The organism is Luteibacter sp. KNZ12-1A, assembly GCF_056755675.1.
In genome coordinates, this window is the sequence record NZ_JBPGXU010000084.1 from 1 (window position 1) to 17,639 (window position 17,639).

At 66.9% G+C, this 17,639-nt stretch carries 19 protein-coding genes and 1 tRNA gene; 12 read left to right on the top strand and 8 right to left on the bottom strand.

Annotated elements, in window-relative coordinates; all coding sequences use genetic code 11:
• Positions 1–65: 65 nt before the first annotated feature.
• Positions 66–614 carry a peroxiredoxin gene (locus ACR9ZJ_RS14850; protein ID WP_429199263.1) on the bottom strand — a complete coding sequence of 183 codons (549 nt, stop codon included), beginning with the start codon at positions 612–614 and terminating at the stop codon, positions 66–68.
• Between the two features lie 155 nt (positions 615–769).
• Here ACR9ZJ_RS14850 and oxyR point away from each other — a divergent pair, with 155 nt between their 5' ends.
• Both oxyR and ACR9ZJ_RS14860 read left to right on the top strand, forming a co-directional pair.
• The gene (oxyR, locus tag ACR9ZJ_RS14855; protein ID WP_481288173.1) at positions 770–1,729 is read left to right on the top strand and encodes a DNA-binding transcriptional regulator OxyR; all 960 of its coding nucleotides are present in this window, start codon (positions 770–772) and stop codon (positions 1,727–1,729) included.
• Between the two features lie 13 nt (positions 1,730–1,742).
• On the top strand, positions 1,743–2,336 hold the full coding sequence (locus ACR9ZJ_RS14860) for a hypothetical protein (RefSeq protein ID WP_481282653.1): 594 nt from the start codon (positions 1,743–1,745) through the stop codon (positions 2,334–2,336).
• Positions 2,337–2,346: 10 nt separating this feature from the next.
• On the opposite strand, the gene ACR9ZJ_RS14865 is transcribed toward ACR9ZJ_RS14860, so the two are convergent.
• Positions 2,347–2,865, bottom strand: a complete 519-nt coding sequence (locus tag ACR9ZJ_RS14865; RefSeq protein ID WP_481282652.1) for an adenine phosphoribosyltransferase — start codon at positions 2,863–2,865, stop codon at positions 2,347–2,349.
• 28 nt (positions 2,866–2,893) lie between these two features.
• The gene (locus ACR9ZJ_RS14870) at positions 2,894–3,163 is read right to left on the bottom strand and encodes a putative signal transducing protein (protein WP_481282651.1); all 270 of its coding nucleotides are present in this window, start codon (positions 3,161–3,163) and stop codon (positions 2,894–2,896) included.
• Between the two features lie 101 nt (positions 3,164–3,264).
• Here ACR9ZJ_RS14870 and ACR9ZJ_RS14875 point away from each other — a divergent pair, with 101 nt between their 5' ends.
• The 10 genes from ACR9ZJ_RS14875 to ACR9ZJ_RS14920 all read left to right on the top strand — a co-directional run bounded on the left by ACR9ZJ_RS14875 (position 3,265) and on the right by ACR9ZJ_RS14920 (position 13,195).
• The gene (locus tag ACR9ZJ_RS14875; protein ID WP_481288174.1) at positions 3,265–4,992 is read left to right on the top strand and encodes a glutamine--tRNA ligase/YqeY domain fusion protein; all 1,728 of its coding nucleotides are present in this window, start codon (positions 3,265–3,267) and stop codon (positions 4,990–4,992) included.
• Positions 4,992–5,549, top strand: coding sequence for a nucleoside deaminase (locus ACR9ZJ_RS14880; protein WP_481282649.1), 558 nt, complete (start codon positions 4,992–4,994; stop codon positions 5,547–5,549). The genes ACR9ZJ_RS14875 and ACR9ZJ_RS14880 overlap by 1 nt, the downstream gene beginning before the upstream one ends.
• A gap of 16 nt (positions 5,550–5,565) precedes the next feature.
• A complete protein-coding gene (locus ACR9ZJ_RS14885) occupies positions 5,566–6,270 on the top strand; it encodes a TVP38/TMEM64 family protein (protein ID WP_481288175.1) in 705 nt (234 codons plus the stop codon).
• A 71-nt stretch (positions 6,271–6,341) separates the two neighbouring features.
• A complete protein-coding gene (locus ACR9ZJ_RS14890; protein ID WP_481282647.1) occupies positions 6,342–8,252 on the top strand; it encodes an ATP-binding response regulator in 1,911 nt (636 codons plus the stop codon).
• Positions 8,253–8,340: 88 nt separating this feature from the next.
• Positions 8,341–9,030 (top strand): LuxR C-terminal-related transcriptional regulator, encoded by a 690-nt coding sequence (locus ACR9ZJ_RS14895; protein WP_481282646.1) that lies wholly within the window; start codon positions 8,341–8,343, stop codon positions 9,028–9,030.
• A 61-nt stretch (positions 9,031–9,091) separates the two neighbouring features.
• Positions 9,092–10,123, top strand: coding sequence for a phosphate/phosphite/phosphonate ABC transporter substrate-binding protein (phnD, locus tag ACR9ZJ_RS14900; RefSeq protein WP_481288176.1), 1,032 nt, complete (start codon positions 9,092–9,094; stop codon positions 10,121–10,123).
• Positions 10,124–10,228: 105 nt separating this feature from the next.
• Positions 10,229–11,617, top strand: coding sequence for a sensor histidine kinase (locus ACR9ZJ_RS14905; protein ID WP_481288177.1), 1,389 nt, complete (start codon positions 10,229–10,231; stop codon positions 11,615–11,617).
• Positions 11,618–11,696: 79 nt separating this feature from the next.
• Complete coding sequence (locus ACR9ZJ_RS14910; RefSeq protein WP_481282643.1) at positions 11,697–12,641, top strand: DedA family protein/thiosulfate sulfurtransferase GlpE; 945 nt, start codon at positions 11,697–11,699, stop codon at positions 12,639–12,641.
• A gap of 64 nt (positions 12,642–12,705) precedes the next feature.
• Positions 12,706–12,781: transfer RNA gene (locus tag ACR9ZJ_RS14915), tRNA-Lys, on the top strand.
• A 120-nt stretch (positions 12,782–12,901) separates the two neighbouring features.
• A complete protein-coding gene (locus ACR9ZJ_RS14920) occupies positions 12,902–13,195 on the top strand; it encodes a hypothetical protein (RefSeq protein ID WP_481288178.1) in 294 nt (97 codons plus the stop codon).
• 9 nt (positions 13,196–13,204) lie between these two features.
• On the opposite strand, the gene queC is transcribed toward ACR9ZJ_RS14920, so the two are convergent.
• The 5 genes from queC to tolB form a co-directional block, all read right to left on the bottom strand.
• Positions 13,205–13,888 carry a 7-cyano-7-deazaguanine synthase QueC gene (gene queC / locus ACR9ZJ_RS14925; protein WP_306849588.1) on the bottom strand — a complete coding sequence of 228 codons (684 nt, stop codon included), beginning with the start codon at positions 13,886–13,888 and terminating at the stop codon, positions 13,205–13,207.
• A gap of 16 nt (positions 13,889–13,904) precedes the next feature.
• Positions 13,905–14,597 carry a 7-carboxy-7-deazaguanine synthase QueE gene (queE, locus tag ACR9ZJ_RS14930; protein WP_481288179.1) on the bottom strand — a complete coding sequence of 231 codons (693 nt, stop codon included), beginning with the start codon at positions 14,595–14,597 and terminating at the stop codon, positions 13,905–13,907.
• A gap of 4 nt (positions 14,598–14,601) precedes the next feature.
• Positions 14,602–15,462, bottom strand: coding sequence for a tol-pal system protein YbgF (gene ybgF, locus ACR9ZJ_RS14935; RefSeq protein ID WP_481282641.1), 861 nt, complete (start codon positions 15,460–15,462; stop codon positions 14,602–14,604).
• Between the two features lie 3 nt (positions 15,463–15,465).
• Entirely contained in the window at positions 15,466–15,975 is a 510-nt protein-coding gene (pal, locus tag ACR9ZJ_RS14940; RefSeq protein WP_306849584.1) for a peptidoglycan-associated lipoprotein Pal, read from the bottom strand.
• A 243-nt stretch (positions 15,976–16,218) separates the two neighbouring features.
• Complete coding sequence (gene tolB, locus ACR9ZJ_RS14945) at positions 16,219–17,547, bottom strand: Tol-Pal system beta propeller repeat protein TolB (RefSeq protein WP_481288180.1); 1,329 nt, start codon at positions 17,545–17,547, stop codon at positions 16,219–16,221.
• Positions 17,548–17,639 lie beyond the last annotated feature (92 nt).

Consider the following 17,639-nt stretch of genomic DNA (forward strand, 5'->3'; position numbering starts at 1 on the left):
GTCGTAAGTCCCGCGCCGCGGGGGGGAGGGGGAGGTAGCGGCGCGGGACTTACGACCGCTGGGGCTCAGGCGACCTTGAGGGTCTCGTCGCCAGCCTTCCAGTTGCAGGCGCACAGCTCGTCCGTCTGCAGCGCGTCGAGCACACGCAGCACTTCGTCCGGGTTGCGGCCAACCGAGCCTGCCGTCACATAGACGAACTGGATCTCGTTGTTCGGGTCGACCAGGAAGGTCGCACGCTGGGCGACGCCTTCATCGGTCAGGATGCCCAGGGCCGAGCACAGTTCCTTCTTGATGTCCGCCAGCATCGGGAACGACAGGTCCTTCAGGTCGGCATGGTCCATGCGCCAGGCGCGGTGGACGAACTCGGAGTCGGTCGACACGGCCAGGATCTGGCAGTCACGGTCGGCGAACTTCTCGTTCAGGTCGCTGAAGCCCTTGATCTCGGTCGGGCAGACGAAGGTGAAGTCCTTCGGGTAAGAGAAGACCAGCTTCCACTTGCCCTCGTAAGACTTGTCCGTCACGTCGACGAACGCGTCTTCGATCTTGTTGGCGAGCGGGCCGCCGGCCACGGCCTTGAGGTTGAACTGGGGGAACTTATCGCCAATGCTCAGCATCTTTCGACTCTCCATTGAGGGTTGGGTGAACTCTTCGCGCGCTTGGTGACGCGACTGAAACGCAAGCTTAGCCGCCTGCCACACATATTCCAAATCGATTGTAGGCATCAATGTGATAGGCTAAGGCTATTGCGAACACCCCGGGGTCCGTCGCCATGAACCTGCGTGACTTGTCTTACCTCGTCGCCCTGGCGGAATACCGTCATTTCGGCCGCGCGGCTGAAGCCAGCTTCGTCAGCCAGCCCACGTTGTCGACCCAGATCCGCAAGCTCGAGGACGAACTGGGCGTTGCGCTGGTGGAACGTACCCCGCGTAAAGTCCTGCTTACGGAAACGGGACGTGAAATCGCCCGCAGGGCGCGGGGCGTGCTCTCACAGATCGATGAGATCAAGTCGATCGCCCAGCGCACCCGCGATCCGGAATCGGGCACGATACGGCTCGGCATCTTCCCGACCCTCGGGCCCTACCTGTTGCCTCACGTCGTCCCCCACCTGCGGACGCGTTTCCCGCGCCTGGAGCTGTTGCTGCGCGAGGAGAAAACGGAACAAGTGCTGCACATGTTGCGCGAAGGCACCCTCGACGCCGGCATCCTCGCCCTGCCTGTCCACGACGATTCGCTGCACGTGGAATTCCTTTTCGAGGAGCCGTTCGTGCTCGCGGTCCCGAGCGGCCACGAGCTGGCGTCGCGCGCCTCGCTGCGCATGGACGATCTCGCCGAGCAGAACCTCCTGCTGCTGGAGGACGGGCACTGCCTCCGCGACCAGGCGCTGGAGGTCTGCCACCTCGCCGGCGCGGGCGAGAAATCGGGTTTTCGTGCCACCAGCCTGGAGACCCTGCGCCAGATGGTCTCGGCCAACGTCGGCATCACCCTGCTCCCCGCCCTGGCGGTGAAGCCGCCCGTCGCGCAGTCGCCGAACGTGAACCTGATCGAATTCGAAGCCCCCGCACCGAGCCGGCGCATCGCCATGCTCTGGCGGAAAAGCTCGGCCATGACGCCCTTCTTCGAGGCGCTGGCGGCGATCATCCGCGACGTGCCGGCCGAACTGTTCAACACCCGTGACTTCGCGACGGGTCAACCGGACGGCGCGCCGGCCGTTGCCAGTCCATCCCCCTGACGGTTCCGGTTGCATGCGCGTATGGCTTGTCGTCCTGCTCCTGCTTTGCGGCTGGGGCGCGTATTCCTGGTGGCAGCATCGTCCGGTACATAACGCGCCGGGGGTGCTGGTCGACGGCGTACCCAGCCAGGAAGACCTCGGAGCCGGCGTCACATTGACGCGCGGGCACTTCACGTTGAAGCCCCGGGCGACCTTCGCCATGACCGGCCGCGTACTTTCGCGCGAGGACTACCAGCTCGACGACCTCTCGCCGATCGCGCCCACCGACCTGGCCATGGGCTGGGGACGCATGTCCGACAGCTCGGTGCTGGACCGTATCCGTATCTCGCAGTCGAACCGCTTCTATTACTGGTACACGGACAATTACCCGATCCCGCGTCACGAGATCGAGGATTCCAGCGCGAACATGCACATGATCCCCGCCAACGACACCATCGCGCGGGAATTGCGCAATGTGCGTCCGGGCGAGCTGATCCAGTTCGAGGGGTTTCTCGTCGACGTGAAGCGCGACGATGGCTGGCACTGGGACACCTCGCTCACCCGCGAGGACACCGGCGCGGGCGGCTGCGAGATCGTGCTGGTGGAAGACATCCACGAAGCACGCTGACGGCTTCCGGTCAGTACGTCATCAACGCGTGCAATGGCAACGGCAGGGGCCACCTGGACCGGCCGTTCAGGCCGCCGAGTTCGATCACCACGCTGGCGCCGACCACCTCCGCGCCCAGGCGTTCCACGAGACGACGCCCCGCCTCCAGGGTGCCCCCGGTGGCGAGGACATCGTCCACGACGATCACCCGCTCGCCTGGCGCGAGCGCCTGCGAGCCGATCTCCAGCCGGTCCATCCCGTACTCGAGGCCGTAATCCACGCCCACGACCGGCGGTGGCAGCTTGCCGGACTTGCGCAAGGGGACGAAACCCGCCCCGAGCGCCCGGGCCATGGCCGCGCCGAAAATGAACCCGCGCGATTCGATCCCGCAGACGGCGCCCACGCCCTGCCCCCGCCACGGTTCGCACAAGGCGTCGATGCAGGCGCCGAAGGCGGAAGCGTCGGCGAGGAGGGGCGTGATGTCCTTGAACATGATGCCCGGGCTTGGAAAGTCCGGCACGTCGCGGACGAGATCGAAAATGGCCTGCATGAAAATCCTGGAGGGTGGCGCGAGCGACTCAGGCGGGAAGGGTAACCGCATCGAAGTCGTCGTCGGCGGCCGCGGCACGCGCCTCGGCCAATTGAGCGTCGATCGCGCGAACGATGCCTTCGGCCGCCTCGGCGGCGGCCTCCGGAACCATCACGGCGAGGAAATCGCGGGCCGGCAGCTGGCCGACGGCGCCGGTGAGGAACTCGCCCGCGATGAAGGCCGGAATCTCCGCCCGCTCGAGCGCATCCTTCACCAGGTGGGCATCGATCAGGGATTCGGCGTGGTAGGCGATACGCATGACTGCAAGCTACCCCGCCGACCGAGTCCACGGCAAGCGCCCGGCGCGCAAGAAAGGTAAACTCGGACGTTTGCCGCGCCCCAGCCTCCGAGTCCCTCGCGATGTCGACCGAAACACCCGTCCTGCAGCAGCACTTCATCCGCCAGATCGTCCGCGACGACCTGGCCTCCGGCAAGCATGCGGTCATCCATACACGGTTCCCGCCCGAACCGAACGGCTACCTGCACCTGGGCCACGCCAAGTCGATCTGCCTGAACTTCGGGCTGGCCGCCGAATTCGCCGGTACCTGCAACCTGCGCTTCGACGACACCAACCCCTCGAAGGAAGACGTCGAATACGTCGACGCGATCCAGCGCGACGTGAAATGGCTGGGTTTCGAGTGGGCCGAGCTTCGCCATGCCTCGGATTACTTCGAGGTGTTCTATCGCTCCGCGCTGAAGCTGATCCGCCTGGGCGTGGCCTACGTGGACGATCTCAGCGCCGAGGAAGTGCGCGAGTACCGCGGCACGCTCACCGAGCCGGGCCGCAACTCGCCCTACCGCGACCGTTCGATCGAGGAAAACCTAGACCTGTTCCAGCGCATGCGTTCGGGCGAGTTCGCCGACGGCAGCAAGACCCTTCGCGCGAAGATCGACATGGCCTCGGGCAACATCAACCTGCGCGACCCCGCCCTGTACCGCGTCCGCAAGGTGCACCACCAGAACACCGGCGACGCGTGGCCGATCTACCCGATGTACGACTTCGCGCATTCGCTATCCGACGCGCTGGAAGGCATCACGCATTCGCTGTGCACCCTGGAGTTCGAGGATCACCGGCCGCTGTACGACTGGTGCGTCGACAAGGTCGACCTGGCAAACGATCCGGAACTATGGGAACCGCTGGTCAAGGCGGGCCTGCCCACGGCGCCGAGCAAGCCACGCCAGATCGAGTTCTCGCGCGGCAACCTCAACTACACGGTGATGAGCAAGCGCAAGCTGATCACGCTGGTGTCGGAGAACCTGGTCGATGGCTGGGACGATCCGCGCATGCCCACCATCGCGGGCGTGCGCCGGCGCGGCTTCACCGCCGCCGGCATCCGCCTGTTCTGGGAACGCATCGGCGTCAGCAAGCAGAACAGCACCATCGACATGAGCGTGCTCGAAGGCGCCGTGCGCGACGATCTCGACGGTACGGCGCCACGCCGGCTCGCCGTGATCGATCCGGTGAAGCTCGTCATCACCAACCTCGACGAGGCACACGCCGAAACGCTCACCTTTCCCAACCATCCGAAGGACGAGTCGTTCGGCACGCGCAACGTGCCCTTCTCGCGCGAACTCTGGATCGAACGCGACGACTTCGCCGAAGTGCCGCCGAAGGGCTTCCATCGCCTGAAGCCGGAAGGCGAGGTGCGCCTGCGCGGCGTCGGTATCGTGCGCTGCGATGAAGTGATCAAGGACGCCACGGGCGAGATCGTCGAACTGCGCTGCACGCTAGACCTCGACACGCGCAGCGGCATGCCCGGCGCCGACCGCAAGGTGAAGGGCACCATCCACTGGGTGAGCGCACGCGACGCCGTGCCTGCCGTGGTGCGCCTGTACGACCGCCTGTTCGACGTCACCGACCCGGACGACGACAGCGATGGCAAGACGTACAAGGACCACCTCAATCCGCACTCGCGCCGCGTGGTCCACGGCTATGTCGAACCCGCGGCGGCGGCGGCGACGCGGGAGGACCGCGTGCAATTCGAACGCCTGGGTTACTTCGTCGCCGACATGCACGACCACACGCACGACGCCCCTGTCTTCAACCGCGTAGTGACGCTGCGCGATTCCTGGGCGAAGCAAGGTTGATGTTGTACGCGCAGGTCCATCTCACCCTGCCTGCCTGGGTGCACGAGGCGGTGGATACGTCGCTGGCCTATCCGGACGACGAGGCCAAGGTCGGCCTCGCCATCGAACTATCGGCGCGCAACGTCGATCTCGCCACCGGCGGGCCATTCGGCGCGGCGGTGTTCGACGGGAGCGACCGCATCGTCGCCGTAGGCGTGAACCGGGTGGTACCGCATGCCTGTTCGGTCGCCCATGCCGAGATGATGGCGTACATGACCGCGCAGCAACGCCTGCAACGCTTCCGGCTCAACGAGGACGGCGGCCGCTTCGTGCTGGCCACCAGCTCACAGCCATGCTGCCAGTGCTACGGCGCTACCGTATGGGCCGGCATCGATGCACTGTTGATCGGCGCCCGTGCCGAGGACGTCGAGGAGCTCACGCCCTTCGACGAGGGCCCGCTGCCGTCCGACTGGATCGGCGAACTCGAACGGCGCGGCATCGCCGTACGCCGCGACATCCGCCGCGACAGTGCACGCGAGGTGCTGCGCCGCTACGGCGAATCGGGCGCCGCATATTGATCGCGAGCCGCACCCGGTGAAGCGCTGGCGCACCGCGCTGCCGCTGTGCCTGCTGCTGATCGCGGGAGCGGTCCTGCTCGCCAGCGGCGTACTGGACCGCTTCGATCCCCACCATCTGCTCGCGGAAGAAGGGCTGCTGCGCGCGACGATCGCCGCGCATCCACTCACGTCCCGTCTTGCCTACGCTGGCGTACTGACCCTCGCCATCGCCACCGGCGTGCCCGGCACGATCGTGATCGTACTGGCGGGCGGCTTGCTGTTCGGCGCCGTGGAAGGCACCGCCTTGTCGTCGGTGGCCCTGGTCCTCGGCTCGCTGGTGCTCTATCTCGCCAGCCGCTACGCGTTCGGCACCGGCCGGCGCGAACCGCCGCTGTTGGCAAGACGCCTGCGCGACGGCTTCGCCAACCACCCCGTCACCTACACGCTCGCCCTGCGCTTCATTCCCATCGTCCCGCTCGGCGCCATGACGGTGGCGCTGGCATGGCTTCGCTGCCCGCTGTGGCTGTTCGTGGGCGCGACCTGGCTGGGCGGCACCGTATCGCTGTTCGTGGAAAGCTCGGTCGGCGCCGGCCTGGGCGAGACCTTCGGCAGCGGCGCGCCGGTGACCGCCGCCAGCTTCCTGAATACCCGGATCCTGCTGCCCCTGGCCGCCTTCACGCTGCTCACGATCCTCCCCGTGCTCGTGAAGGCGGTAAGCGCCCGGCTAGGCCGGAAGGGCTGACACCGCTCCGCGCGATCTGCGCTAGGCTGTAGTCTCGCGCCGCCGGGGATGGGTGGTGCCTGGGGAATCGCATGCGTGATGTATCCGCTCCATGGTTGGAAAAGGTCTGGCGCCGCACCTCGCTGGTGCAGCGCCTGACCTGCGTCGCCCTCGTGCCGACCGCGATCAGCGCGATCCTCCTGGTCACCTTGCTGACGCGCCACCAGATGGACACCCTTCACGAGATGGGCCGCTCCACGGCGGATGCCATCGCGCAGCAGGCGGCGACCGTCTCCGGGGAGGCCTTGCGCACCGGCGAGCGCCGCGAGATCGGCCGCATCGCGCAATCCATCGTGCAGTTGCCGCAGGTATCCCGGGTACGGATCAGCGATCGCGACGGCGAGATCATCGCCGATCGGGTGAACGGTTCGATCGGCAACGATGACGACGGCCTGACCGTGGCGCGCGAAGTACTCGATCCCGCGTCCCATCGCGTGGTCGGTTCCGTCACCGTGGATGTGAGCGTGGAGGATGCCGTCGCCGCGCAACGCGCCAGCGTGCACAACGCCCTGGTCTGGCTGGCGCTCAGCCTGCTGATCGCGGTCACCATCGGCTGGTCGACGGCCCGCTGGTTGAGCGCGCCCTTGCGCAACCTGGCGATCGCGGTGCGCCAGCTGGGCCTGGGCGATCGTACCGTGGTCGTGCCGGTCACCGACGACACCGAGATCGGCGACCTGCAACGCGGGTTCAACGGCGCCGCCTCGAAGTTGTTGCACGCGCAGATCGGCATGGAGCGCGAAATCGCCACCGCCACCGAGGAACTCGCACGAAAGAACGCCGCCCTGGAAGCGGCCAGCGTCGCCAAGGCGCGTTTCCTGGCCGCCGCGTCCCACGACCTGCGCCAGCCGCTTTACGCGCTCACGCTGTTCTCTTCCGGCCTCGCCGTGGATGAATACGACCCCGTGCGCCTCAACCGTATCGCGCACATCCAGGAGTGCGTGGAATCGCTCGACCACCTGTTCGGCGAACTGCTCGACCTCTCCCGCCTGGAAACCGGAGCGATGCCGGCCATCATCCGCGACGTGCCGCTGGATGAGGTGTTCGAGGAGGTGAGCGTGAACTTCCGCATGGTGGCCGAGCAGCACGACCTTCGCCTGGTGGTACGCACCACCGGTCTCTGGGTACGCACCGACCGCACGATGCTCGCGCGCATCCTCAACAACCTCGTGAGCAACGCGCTGCGCTACACGCGCTGCGGCGGCGTGCTGGTCGGGGCTCGGCGCCGTCTCGACGGCGGTGTGCGGGTGGACGTGTGGGATACCGGCCTGGGCATCGGGCCGGATCACCTGCAGCACATCTTCGACGAATTCTACCGGGTGGAAAGCGGCCCCGAGGCAGGCCGCCCGGAAGGCACCCGGCGGGGACTCGGATTGGGACTGTCCACCGTGCAGCGGCTGGCCGGCCTGCTCGGCACACGGGCTTCCGTGCGCTCCAAGCCCGGCAAGGGGACCGTCTTCTCGATCACCCTGCCCGAGGTCCAGCCCGGCACGGTCGAGGCGACGACGGTGGCCGCGCCGGAGCCCGGCATTCCGCGGGACATCGTCGGAATGCGCGTCCTGGTGATCGACGACGAGCCCAGCATCCTCGCGGGCATCAGCTACCTCCTTGGCAGCTGGGGCTGCGAGGTCATGACCGCCGAGGATGCCCAGCAGGCGATGGAAGCCGTGCACCAGTGGATGCAGCCGCCCGACATCGTGATTTCCGACCTGCGCCTGCGTGAAGGCACGGGCCTGGACGTGATCGCCCTGCTCGATCGCTACTACCGCCGTCGACCGGGCGATCCGCCGCCGTTCGCCCGGGTGCTGATCACCGGCGAAACCCGCGGCGAATTCCTGCGCAACATCGACCAGCAGACCACGCAGGTGCTGTTCAAGCCGGTATCTCCCGAGCGCCTGCACGAGGTAATGGTTTCGGCCTGGACTGTCCATCATGCAGCCGTCTGAGCCGGATGGCCTGCTTGCCCATGGACGCCCGTAGGGCTATGGTCCGGACAACGGGGAGCTCGCGATCCAAGCGAGCGGAGGGAGAGGCATGCGTGTTCTGATCGCGGACGATCATAGGCTCATCATCGAGGGCGTGAAGCTCAAGCTTCGCGAACTCGACACGGACGTGGAGTTCATCGAGGCCGAAACGGTAGCCCAGCTTCGCGACAAGCTTGCACAGAAGCCCGCGCCCGACGTGGCGCTCATCGACATGGCCATGCCCGGCGCGGACGGTGTCGAGCACATCAAGGAGGCGGTGGCGGCCCTGCGCGAGTCCGATACCGACGATGGCGCGTCGCGCATGCGCCCCGTCATCGTGCTGTCGGGCACCGAGGACCCCTCGTCGATCCGCCACGTGCTCGACCTGGGCGTACAGGGATACATCCCGAAATCGTCGCCCCCCGACGTGATCCTCAACGCCGTGCGCCTCGTCGTCGGCGGCGGGGTGTACGTACCGCCGGAAGCGATGAAGGCGGCTTCCGCGGGCGGCGTGCCCACGTTCTCCCTGGCCAACAACAACGACGGGCTCTCGACCAAGGAGCGCCTCGCCACGGTCCTGACCGACCGCCAGATCGACGTGCTCAAGCTGCTGGCGAAGGGCCGCCCGAACAAGCTGATCGCGCGCGAACTGGGCATCAGCGAGGGAACCGTCAAGATCCATCTCGCCGCGATCTTCCGTGCGCTTCACGTGCGCAACCGGCTCGAGGCCCTTGTCGCGGCGCAGCACCTGGGCGACTGAACAGACGCCCATTCGTCATCGGCCCGGCGTAAGCTGGGCGGAACAACGCGGGGCAGGCGCGATGCGGGCAGGCGTGGAGATCGCTGCGACACGGCGGAAACGCGGATGGCTCGCCGCCGTGCTGGCGTGCGCCCTGTGCGTCCTGCCAGCCATCGCGAGCCCACCGGGCGACATCGACCCCCATGCCCCGCTGACCTTCGGCATCCTTCCCATCGGCGGCCCCGCCGAGTCGCTGGAAGCATGGCGGCCCATGCTGGACGACCTTCGCAAGGCGATCGCCCGGCCCGTCCGCGCGGTATCCGTCACCACCTACGAAGGCATCGCCCAGGCGATCGCCGAACAGCGCGTCGACATCGCCTTCCTTTCCGGCAGGCTGGCCCTGGACGCCGTGTCCCGGCAGAACATGCAGGTGATCGGGCGACTCACCCGGGGCGATGGCTCGAAGGGATATTACGCGGTGCTGCTGGTCGCTTCCGACTCGCGCCTGCGCACGCTGGACGAGCTCTTCATGCGTCCGGGCAAGTGGCGCTTCGCGCGCGGCGAGGCCTTGTCGGTATCGGGTTACCTCGTGCCGGAGACACAGCTGTTCGCCCCGCGCGGGATAGACTCGGACACCTTCTTCGCCAGCGTGCACATCGACAACCACCAGAACAACGCGCTGGCGGTGGTCAACGGCGAAGTCGACGTGGCCACCAACAACACGGCCGACCTCGAACGTTTCCAGCAGCACTTCCCCGACCAGTACGCGCGTTTGCGCATCCTCTGGAAGTCGTCGCTGATCCCGCACGCGGTGATCGTCATCCGCAACGACCTGCCCGCGGCCCTGCGGGAAAAGGTGGCGAGGTTCATCACCGGCTATGGCAAGGGAAAGGATACCGTGCGCGAGGAAGCCAACCTCAAGCTCATCCATGACATCAGCGGTTTCGCCCCCGCCGACGACGCGGACCTGGTTCCTTTTGCCGATATCGAGTACGCGCTGGAGAAGCGCCGTGCCACCACGGCCCAGTGGGTGAGCGAGGCAGCACGTGCCGCGCGCTTCCGAAAGATCCAGGCCGACCACGACCTGCTCGTCGCGCGCTTGCGCGGCAAGTGATAGGCCGAACGGCCTAGGCCGGCTGGTTTAGCTCCCCTTGTCTATCGCGCGACGAACGCGCGTTTCATAGATTCGTCATGAGACCCCGCGCAACAAGGCCGCTCCATGACTGCGTCGCCGCACCCGTATGGCAGGCCCGCGCCACTGCGACGGCAGCTGATCCTCAAGGGATTGCTGCCGATGACACTTATCGCCCTGGCGCTGACCGTGAGCCTCGGCGTGCTGCACCTCCGCGCCACGAGTGTCGAGAGCTACGCCGTGGCGCGCATCCAGGCGGTACGCATCGCCGCGTCGGTCGGCCCACTGGCCAGCGAGGACGCGACACGCGACGCGCTGGCACGTGCCCTCTCGCGGAGCGCTCCCACCCAGCAGGCCGTGCTCCATCGCCAGGGCGACGACGACCTCGTCGTCGACAGCGGCCGCCGCGTCGGCTCGGGACGCCCGCTGCGCGTATGGACCAGCACCTCGCAGGGTGAGCTCGAGACGGTGTCGGATGCCACCGTATTGCATGAGCGGCGTTTAGCCGGCGTGCTGATGACCCTGTTGCTGTGCGTTGGCGTGTTGGCCGTCTTCCTCGTGACGCGGCGCGCGCTGGAACGGGACGTGGTGGTTCCGGTCGAGCGGGTGCGCGGACGCATCGACCAGTTCCTGCATCCCCGTGGCACGCAGGCCGCGACGCCCGGCGACGATGCGTTGCGTGCGATCGACGGCCTGCTCGATGAACTCGTGGGTTTACGTGCCCGCCACGACAAAGCCATGGCGGACGCGTTGCGCCAGCGCCTGCAGGACATCGCCCGGCACACCCACTTCGTGGAGCAGATCGGCGATCACTTCCGCCAGCCCTTGCAGGCGCTGGCCTTGTTCGTGGCGGGCATGCAGCCGGGCGAGGACCTGCGCCAGCGGGCCGTGCTCGGGCAGATGCGCAGCAGCCTCATGCGGCTCAACGAACTGCTGGACGGGCTGCTGGAGATGGCACGCTTCGACGCCGGCGCGATCGAGCCTGCGTCGACGGATCTGATCGCCTCCGACCTCTTCGTACGCGAGCGCGCCGCCATCGAGGTGGATGCGACACGACTGGGTGTCGACGTGCGCTGGCGCGGTGGTCGGCTGCCACTGCGCACCGACCCGGTCCTGTTCGGCGACGTGCTGCACCGGCTGGTCGGCAACGCCGTGCTGAGCACGCCGAACGGCCGGGTCCTGGTCGCGATGCGCCGTCGCGGCAGCACGATCCGCCTCGAAGTGCGCGACAACGGCATGGGCCTGGAGCCGACGCTCCAGGCGCGTGTCTTCGAGGAATTCACGCGATTGCCGGGGCACCCCGGCTACGGCCTCGCCCTGGCTGTCGCCCGGCGCATCGTGGACACGCTGGGCGGCCGAATCGGCGTGCGGTCCAGCCCGGGCCGCGGCACCCTCTTCTGGGTGGAACTGGACGGCGCCGCGGCGGGCCCGGCCGCACAGACGTTCGCCTTGCTGGGACGCCACGCGGCGCACTGAGCGCCTGCCGGCGCTGTCGTCGGAGAGGCAACCAGCGTATCGTTGCGCGAGCACTGGGACCCTTTCGAGGAACGCGGGCGTGACGAGCATCAACTGGTCGGACACGGCGCCCTTCGTGGCGTTCCTCGGCGTGTTCGCCGGCGCGATCGGCCTGCCGGTACCCGCCATGCCGACCCTGATCGTGGTCGGCAGCACGCTGGTCGCCGCGCGCGATCCGCTGCTGATCATCGCCACCTTCCTCGGCGCCCTGGCAGGCGCCTTCCTCGGCGATGCCGCCTGGTTCCTGACCGGCCGCCGTTTCGGTTACCGCGTGCTCGACGGCCTCTGCCGCATCTCCCTCTCGCCCGATACCTGCGTCCGCCGCGCCAGCGGCTTCTTCGAGAAGCGCGGCGTGAAGTTGCTGCTGGTCTCGCGCTTCATTCCCGGCCTGTCGCTGGTGGCCATTCCGATCGCCGGGGCTGGCGACACGCGCTTCGTCCGCTTCACGGTGTACGACCTGCTCGGCGCGGCGCTGTGGGTGTCGGTGGGCCTGTCGGCCGGCATGCTGTTCTACCGCCAGATCGACGCCGTGTTGGCGGCATTGCGGCAGTTCGGCCTGGGCCTGGCGACCGTCGCCGTCATCGGCCTGCTGTTGTGGATCGGTTTCCGCTACCTGCGCCGCGCGCTGCTGCTTTCGCGCCTGCGCAAGAGCCGCATCAGCGTCGACGAGCTCTCGATCTTGCTCGCGAACGAACCCGGCGCCCTGATCGTCGACGTCCGCTCGGCGATGAGCCGCCGCGACGATCCCTACGTGATCCCCGGTTCGCGCCTGTTCGACCTCGCCACCGCCGACCAGGAACTGGCGACGCTGCCCCGGCACAGCGCGGTGGTCATCTACTGCTCGTGCCCGAATGAAGTGTCCGCGGCGAGGGTGGCGGAGCGGCTGAGCAAGCTGGGCTTCTCGAACGTCCGCCCCCTCACCGGCGGCCTGGGCGCCTGGCGCGAGGCCGGCCGGGATGTCGAGGCCATCGTGCTCACGACCTGAACCGGCCGCGCCTTCGGGTTGTGCCACCCGGGCCCGCACCGTAAACTTGCCGGTTCCCGCGTGTGGGTCGTTAGCTCAGTTGGTAGAGCAGCGGACTTTTAATCCGTAGGTCGCCGGTTCGAATCCGGCACGACCCACCATTCGCCCATGCTCAACGACGCGCAAAGCGTCATTCACTGACGACGATTGGGCTTTTTTCTCAAGTCCTGGCACGGTTCATTAGGGTAGCCTCCCTCCATCACCGAAGATCGAGGGACACGATGATGAACATACGCACCGATACAGACGACCTACCGGCCATCGCCTTGGAACACGGCGGCCGTTCGGTGCGAGACATGCTGTACATGCTCTCGGAACGCATGAGGCATCTTTCAACGAAATCGGAAGTACGCGAGTTGGCCTGCCGGGTCGCCGTACTCGAAGAGCGCATGGCGCACACGGCCACGAAGGCGTGGGTGCTCGGTGGAGCCCTGGCCGTGCTGGTCGCCATGATGGGCGGTTTCTGGTGGATCGTGCAGCAGTACCTCTCGCCCCTGCTACGCGCAGCGGGCTGAAAGAAAGGCTTACGCGTAATGCGTGGGATCCGGCACGCCGGCCTTCGCGAAACCCTCGGCGCGCAGGCGGCAGGCATCGCAATGTCCACAGGCACGGCCTTCGGCATCGGCCTGGTAACAGCTCACGGTGGCGGAGAAATCCACGCCCAGGCGCATGCCTTCGCGCACGATGTCGCCCTTGCCCATCTGCATCAAGGGCGCATGGATGCGTATCCCCGCGCCTTCCACGCCGGCCTTGGTGGCGACATTGGCGAGCGACTGGAACGCCTCGATGAACGCGGGGCGGCAATCGGGATAGCCCGAGTAATCCACCGCGTTGACACCACAGAAGATGTCGTTCGATCCCAGCACCTCGGCCCAACCAAGTGCGATCGACAGCATGATCGTGTTGCGCGCCGGCACATAGGTGACCGGAATGCCTTCGCCACCATCCTCCGGCACGTCGATGTCCGCCGTGAGGGCGGAGCCACCGATGCTGCGCAGATCGACATGCACGGTCTTGTGCACCACCGCACCGAGCATCTTCGCGACGCGTTCGGATGCTTCCAACTCGGAGCTATGACGTTGGCCGTAGGCGACACTCAGCGCATACACCTCGAAACCCTGCTCGCGCGCCATGGCGATCGTAACGGCCGAGTCCATGCCGCCGGAAACGAGGATGACGGCCTTGCGGGAAGCGTTCGAAGCGTTCATGACATTACCTGGAAGTTCAGTGGCCCGCGGCATCGTTCCAGAGCAGCTTGTGCAACTGCAACTGGAAACGCACCGGCAGGCGTTCGGCGAGGATCCACTCGGCGAGTTCGCGCGGCTCGACCTTCGACCACACGGGTGAGAACAGGACCATCGCCTTGCGATCGAGCGCGTGCTCGCGCACGACGTCGCGCGCCCACTCGAAATCGGCACGGCTGGCGATAACGAACTTCACCTGGTCGTGGGCAAGCAGGTGGTCGAGGTTCGACCAGAGGTTTCGCGCGCTTTCGCCCGAATCCGGCGCCTTGAGGTCCATGACCTTGCGCACGCGGGGATCGACCTGGGACACGTCGAGCGCGCCGGACGTTTCCAGGGAGACCTCGTAACCCGCGTCGCAGAGCTTGCGCAACAGGATCAGGCAGCGCTTCTGCGCCAGTGGTTCGCCGCCGGTCACGCAGACATGGTGCGCGCCATGGCAGGCGACCTCGGCGAGGATGGCATCGATGTCATGCCACTGGCCGCCGTGGAACGAGTACTCGGTATCGCACCAGACACAGCGCAAGGGACAGCCGGTGAGGCGTACGAAGACCGTCGGCCAGCCAATGGCGTCGGCCTCGCCCTGCACGGAGTGGAAGATCTCGGTGATCCGCAGGCGCTCCGCGACGGGCGCGGCCGGCGGGGCGTCCGCCGGAGTTGCGGTGCTACCGTTCATGGGATCAGTTGGCCGTCTGGCGCTGCAGGCGGCGCAGGCGTTCCTGTGCGAGGCCGGCGGCCTTGGTGCCCGGATACTTGGCTGAGACCTGCTTCAGCGTGGCGATCGCGGCGTCCTGCTGCTTCAGCTCGATCTGGCAGTAACCGACCTTGAGCAGGCCATCGGAGACCTTGTCGCTCTGCGGATACTGCTTGACCAGGCGCTGGAAGGCCTCGATGGCCACCGGGTAGTTCATGGTCACGTAGTACGACTCGCCCAGCCAGTAGTAGGCGTTCGGAGCGAGCGGGCTATCCGGATACTTCACGAGGAAGTCGCGGAAACCGCGCGAAGCGGTGACGTAGTCGCCGGCGCGCAACGACTTGAAGGCGGCGTCGTAAGCGGCCTGCTGGTCGCTGCTGGGCGGCTGGCCCTGCGGCGCGGCGGAAGCGCCAGGGGCCGCTGCCGCGGCCTGCGTGGCTTGCGCGGCGGCCGGTGCGATCGCCGCCGAAGCGGGCGCGGAGGGCGTGGTAGCCGAGGCGGCGGGCTGCTGGCCCTGCGGCGCCCCACCTTTTTCGAGACGACCCAGCCGCGAATCGAGGTCCGCGTACTGTGCCTTCTGGGATTCCTGGAGTTGCTGGTTCTGGTGTTGCAGTTCCTCGATCTGGCCTTGCAGCTGGGACAGCTGTTGCTGCAGATCGTTGACCTGGTTCACCAGGGAGACCGTACCGGCCTGCCCCTGCGACTGCTGCTCGAGCCGCGACACGCGGTCGGCGAGGCTGAGGCGGGTGTCCTGGGCGATGGCTGGAACGGCAAAAAGCGTGGCGGACGCAATCGCGCCCGCCACGCCAAGCCTGGCCATGGTGCTGGTAGCCAGAGTCTTCTTCATTACTTACTTCGCGGTGTAGACGATCTCGACGCGACGGTTCTTGGCCCAGCAGTCTTCGTTGTGCTCGCGGCAGGTCGGCTTTTCCTTGCCGTAGCTGGTCACGTTGACCTGGCCAGCCGAACCGCCAGCGGCCTGGAGGGCGCTGGAGACGGCATTGCCACGGCGCTCGCCGAGGCCCAGGTTGTACTCACGCGTACCGCGCTCGTCGGTGTTGCCCTCGAGGGTCATGGCCGACTGCGGACGGTCCTGCAGGTACTTGGCGTGGCAGGCGATGATCTGCTGGAACTCCGGCTTGACGTCGTTCTTGTCGAAGTCGAAGTACACGACGCGCTGACGCAGGCAAGCGTCGGTGTCGAGATCGGACGGCTGGTACTTGCCGTCGCTGGTGGGAGCCGTGCTGGTGGCGACCGGCTGCTGTTCCGGCATCGGAGCCGGCTTGGTGTTCTTCTTGGAGCAGGCGGCCGCGCCCACGCACAGCAGGGCAGCCAGGGTGACGGTAACGGTCTTATTCATGGGACGTTCCTTCAACAGTTGAGTTCCGACAGTCGGTTTTCGGTTTCGGGACAGGCACCGCCGGTTGTCCGGCTGTTTTTCTACTTACATCTACGTCGACGGGGCGCTGTCCCGCACCCGGCGTCTTCGTTCCGGCGACCGCGCGAGGCGGCCACCGGTAAACCTTCCGTCCGCAGAAAAGGTGCGGCAAGGCCGCACCCTTCCCTGGACGTTGCCAATGTCGCCGCCCGCGAGGGCGCGCCATCAGCGCTGTCGATAGGGTCCCCAGGACGGTTCGCGCACGTCACCGTCCGAGAGGACGAGGCGCTGGCGCACCAGACCGTCTGCCGAAACCGCATACAGGACGCCGCGAGTACCTTGCGACGCCGCATAGAGCAGCATGCTGGCGTTGGGCGCGAAGCTGGGCGAATCGTCCACGTTACCCGGGGAAACGAAACGCACCTGCCCACCCAGGCTACGGTCCATGATGGCGATACGATACACGTTCCCGTTGCCCTGCACCATCGCAATCTGCTTGCCGTCGTAGCTCACCGAGGCACTGGCGTTGAAGCCGCCCTGGAAGGTGACGCGCTGGGCGGCACCGCCCGAAGCGGACATCTGGTAGAGCTGCGGCTTGCCCGAGCGGTCGGAGGTGAAAATGATGCTCTGGCCGTCGGGGGTGAAGGTCGGCTCGGTATCGATGGCGAAGTTGTTCGTCACGCGGGTTTCGGTACGGCTGGCGACATCGATGACGAAGATCTCCGGGTTGCCTACGTAGGACAGGCTGACCGCCAGCTTGCTGCCGTCCGGCGACCAGGCCGGGGCGCTGTTGATGCCGCGCGGGTGCGAGGCGATCAGGCTACGCGATCCGGTGGAGATGTTTTGCACATACACGGCCGAATTACCGCTCTCGAACGAGACATAGGCGATCTTGCTGCCGTCCGGCGACCAGGCGGGGGAAAGCAGCGACTCGCGCGAACGGGCCACGACCTGCGGGTTGTAGCCATCGGAGTCGGCCACGATCAGCGAGTAGGTGGTGTTGTTGCCGGTACCGACCGCGGTGATGTACGCGATGCGCGTCCAGAAGGCGCCACGGACACCGGTGACCTTTTCGTAGATCTGGTCGGCGATCTGGTGGGCGACGCCGCGAAGGTCACCCGCCGGAGCGGTGAAGGACTGGGCCAGCAGGCTCTGCTGCTTGTTGACGTCCCACAGCTCGTATTCGACCTTGAGCATGCCGCCGCCGGCGTCGTTGATCCGGCCGATGGTCAGGAAATCCTGCTTGAGCAGGCGCCAGGTCGCGAACTTGATGTCCGAACCCTGCGACGGGGTCTCGACGATGTCGGCCTTGTCCAGCGAGCGGAATTTGCCGGACCGGTTGAAGTCGGCCCGGATGACGTCGGCCACGTCCGTCGGCAACGGCGCACCCCCCGCCTGGGCGAAGGGGACGACCGCGATGGGCGTCGCCGTCTTCAGGCCGCCGACGATGTCCACGTTGAGCGACTGGGCGGCGGCCGGACCGACCACGAAGGCGGTGAGCGCGACCAGGAGGATGGCGAGGCGGGAAAGCGTTCTGCGCATGGGCGGATTCATTGCGACCTGGGAATGGGGGACGGCGGCGAAATGTTAACGCGAAGGTCACTTGCTGCGTGACCGGATTCTGAACCTGTCTCTTATACACATCT

Excerpts from the sequence above, each read along its gene's own strand:
- ACR9ZJ_RS14850 (WP_429199263.1), bottom strand. The coding sequence starts at position 614 with ATGCTGAGCATTGGCGATAAGTTCCCCCAGTTCAACCTCAAGGCCGTG.
- queE (WP_481288179.1), bottom strand. The coding sequence starts at position 14,597 with ATGAACGGTAGCACCGCAACTCCGGCGGACGCCCCGCCGGCCGCGCCC.
- ACR9ZJ_RS14905 (WP_481288177.1), top strand. The coding sequence starts at position 10,229 with ATGACTGCGTCGCCGCACCCGTATGGCAGGCCCGCGCCACTGCGACGG.
- tolB (WP_481288180.1), bottom strand. The coding sequence starts at position 17,547 with ATGAATCCGCCCATGCGCAGAACGCTTTCCCGCCTCGCCATCCTCCTG.
- ACR9ZJ_RS14895 (WP_481282646.1), top strand. The coding sequence starts at position 8,341 with ATGCGTGTTCTGATCGCGGACGATCATAGGCTCATCATCGAGGGCGTG.
- ACR9ZJ_RS14865 (WP_481282652.1), bottom strand. The coding sequence starts at position 2,865 with ATGCAGGCCATTTTCGATCTCGTCCGCGACGTGCCGGACTTTCCAAGC.
- ACR9ZJ_RS14880 (WP_481282649.1), top strand. The coding sequence starts at position 4,992 with ATGTTGTACGCGCAGGTCCATCTCACCCTGCCTGCCTGGGTGCACGAG.
- ACR9ZJ_RS14920 (WP_481288178.1), top strand. The coding sequence starts at position 12,902 with ATGATGAACATACGCACCGATACAGACGACCTACCGGCCATCGCCTTG.
- phnD (WP_481288176.1), top strand. The coding sequence starts at position 9,092 with ATGCGGGCAGGCGTGGAGATCGCTGCGACACGGCGGAAACGCGGATGG.
- ACR9ZJ_RS14860 (WP_481282653.1), top strand. The coding sequence starts at position 1,743 with ATGCGCGTATGGCTTGTCGTCCTGCTCCTGCTTTGCGGCTGGGGCGCG.
- ACR9ZJ_RS14870 (WP_481282651.1), bottom strand. The coding sequence starts at position 3,163 with ATGCGTATCGCCTACCACGCCGAATCCCTGATCGATGCCCACCTGGTG.
- ACR9ZJ_RS14875 (WP_481288174.1), top strand. The coding sequence starts at position 3,265 with ATGTCGACCGAAACACCCGTCCTGCAGCAGCACTTCATCCGCCAGATC.
- pal (WP_306849584.1), bottom strand. The coding sequence starts at position 15,975 with ATGAATAAGACCGTTACCGTCACCCTGGCTGCCCTGCTGTGCGTGGGC.
- ACR9ZJ_RS14890 (WP_481282647.1), top strand. The coding sequence starts at position 6,342 with ATGCGTGATGTATCCGCTCCATGGTTGGAAAAGGTCTGGCGCCGCACC.
- queC (WP_306849588.1), bottom strand. The coding sequence starts at position 13,888 with ATGAACGCTTCGAACGCTTCCCGCAAGGCCGTCATCCTCGTTTCCGGC.
- oxyR (WP_481288173.1), top strand. The coding sequence starts at position 770 with ATGAACCTGCGTGACTTGTCTTACCTCGTCGCCCTGGCGGAATACCGT.
- ybgF (WP_481282641.1), bottom strand. The coding sequence starts at position 15,462 with ATGAAGAAGACTCTGGCTACCAGCACCATGGCCAGGCTTGGCGTGGCG.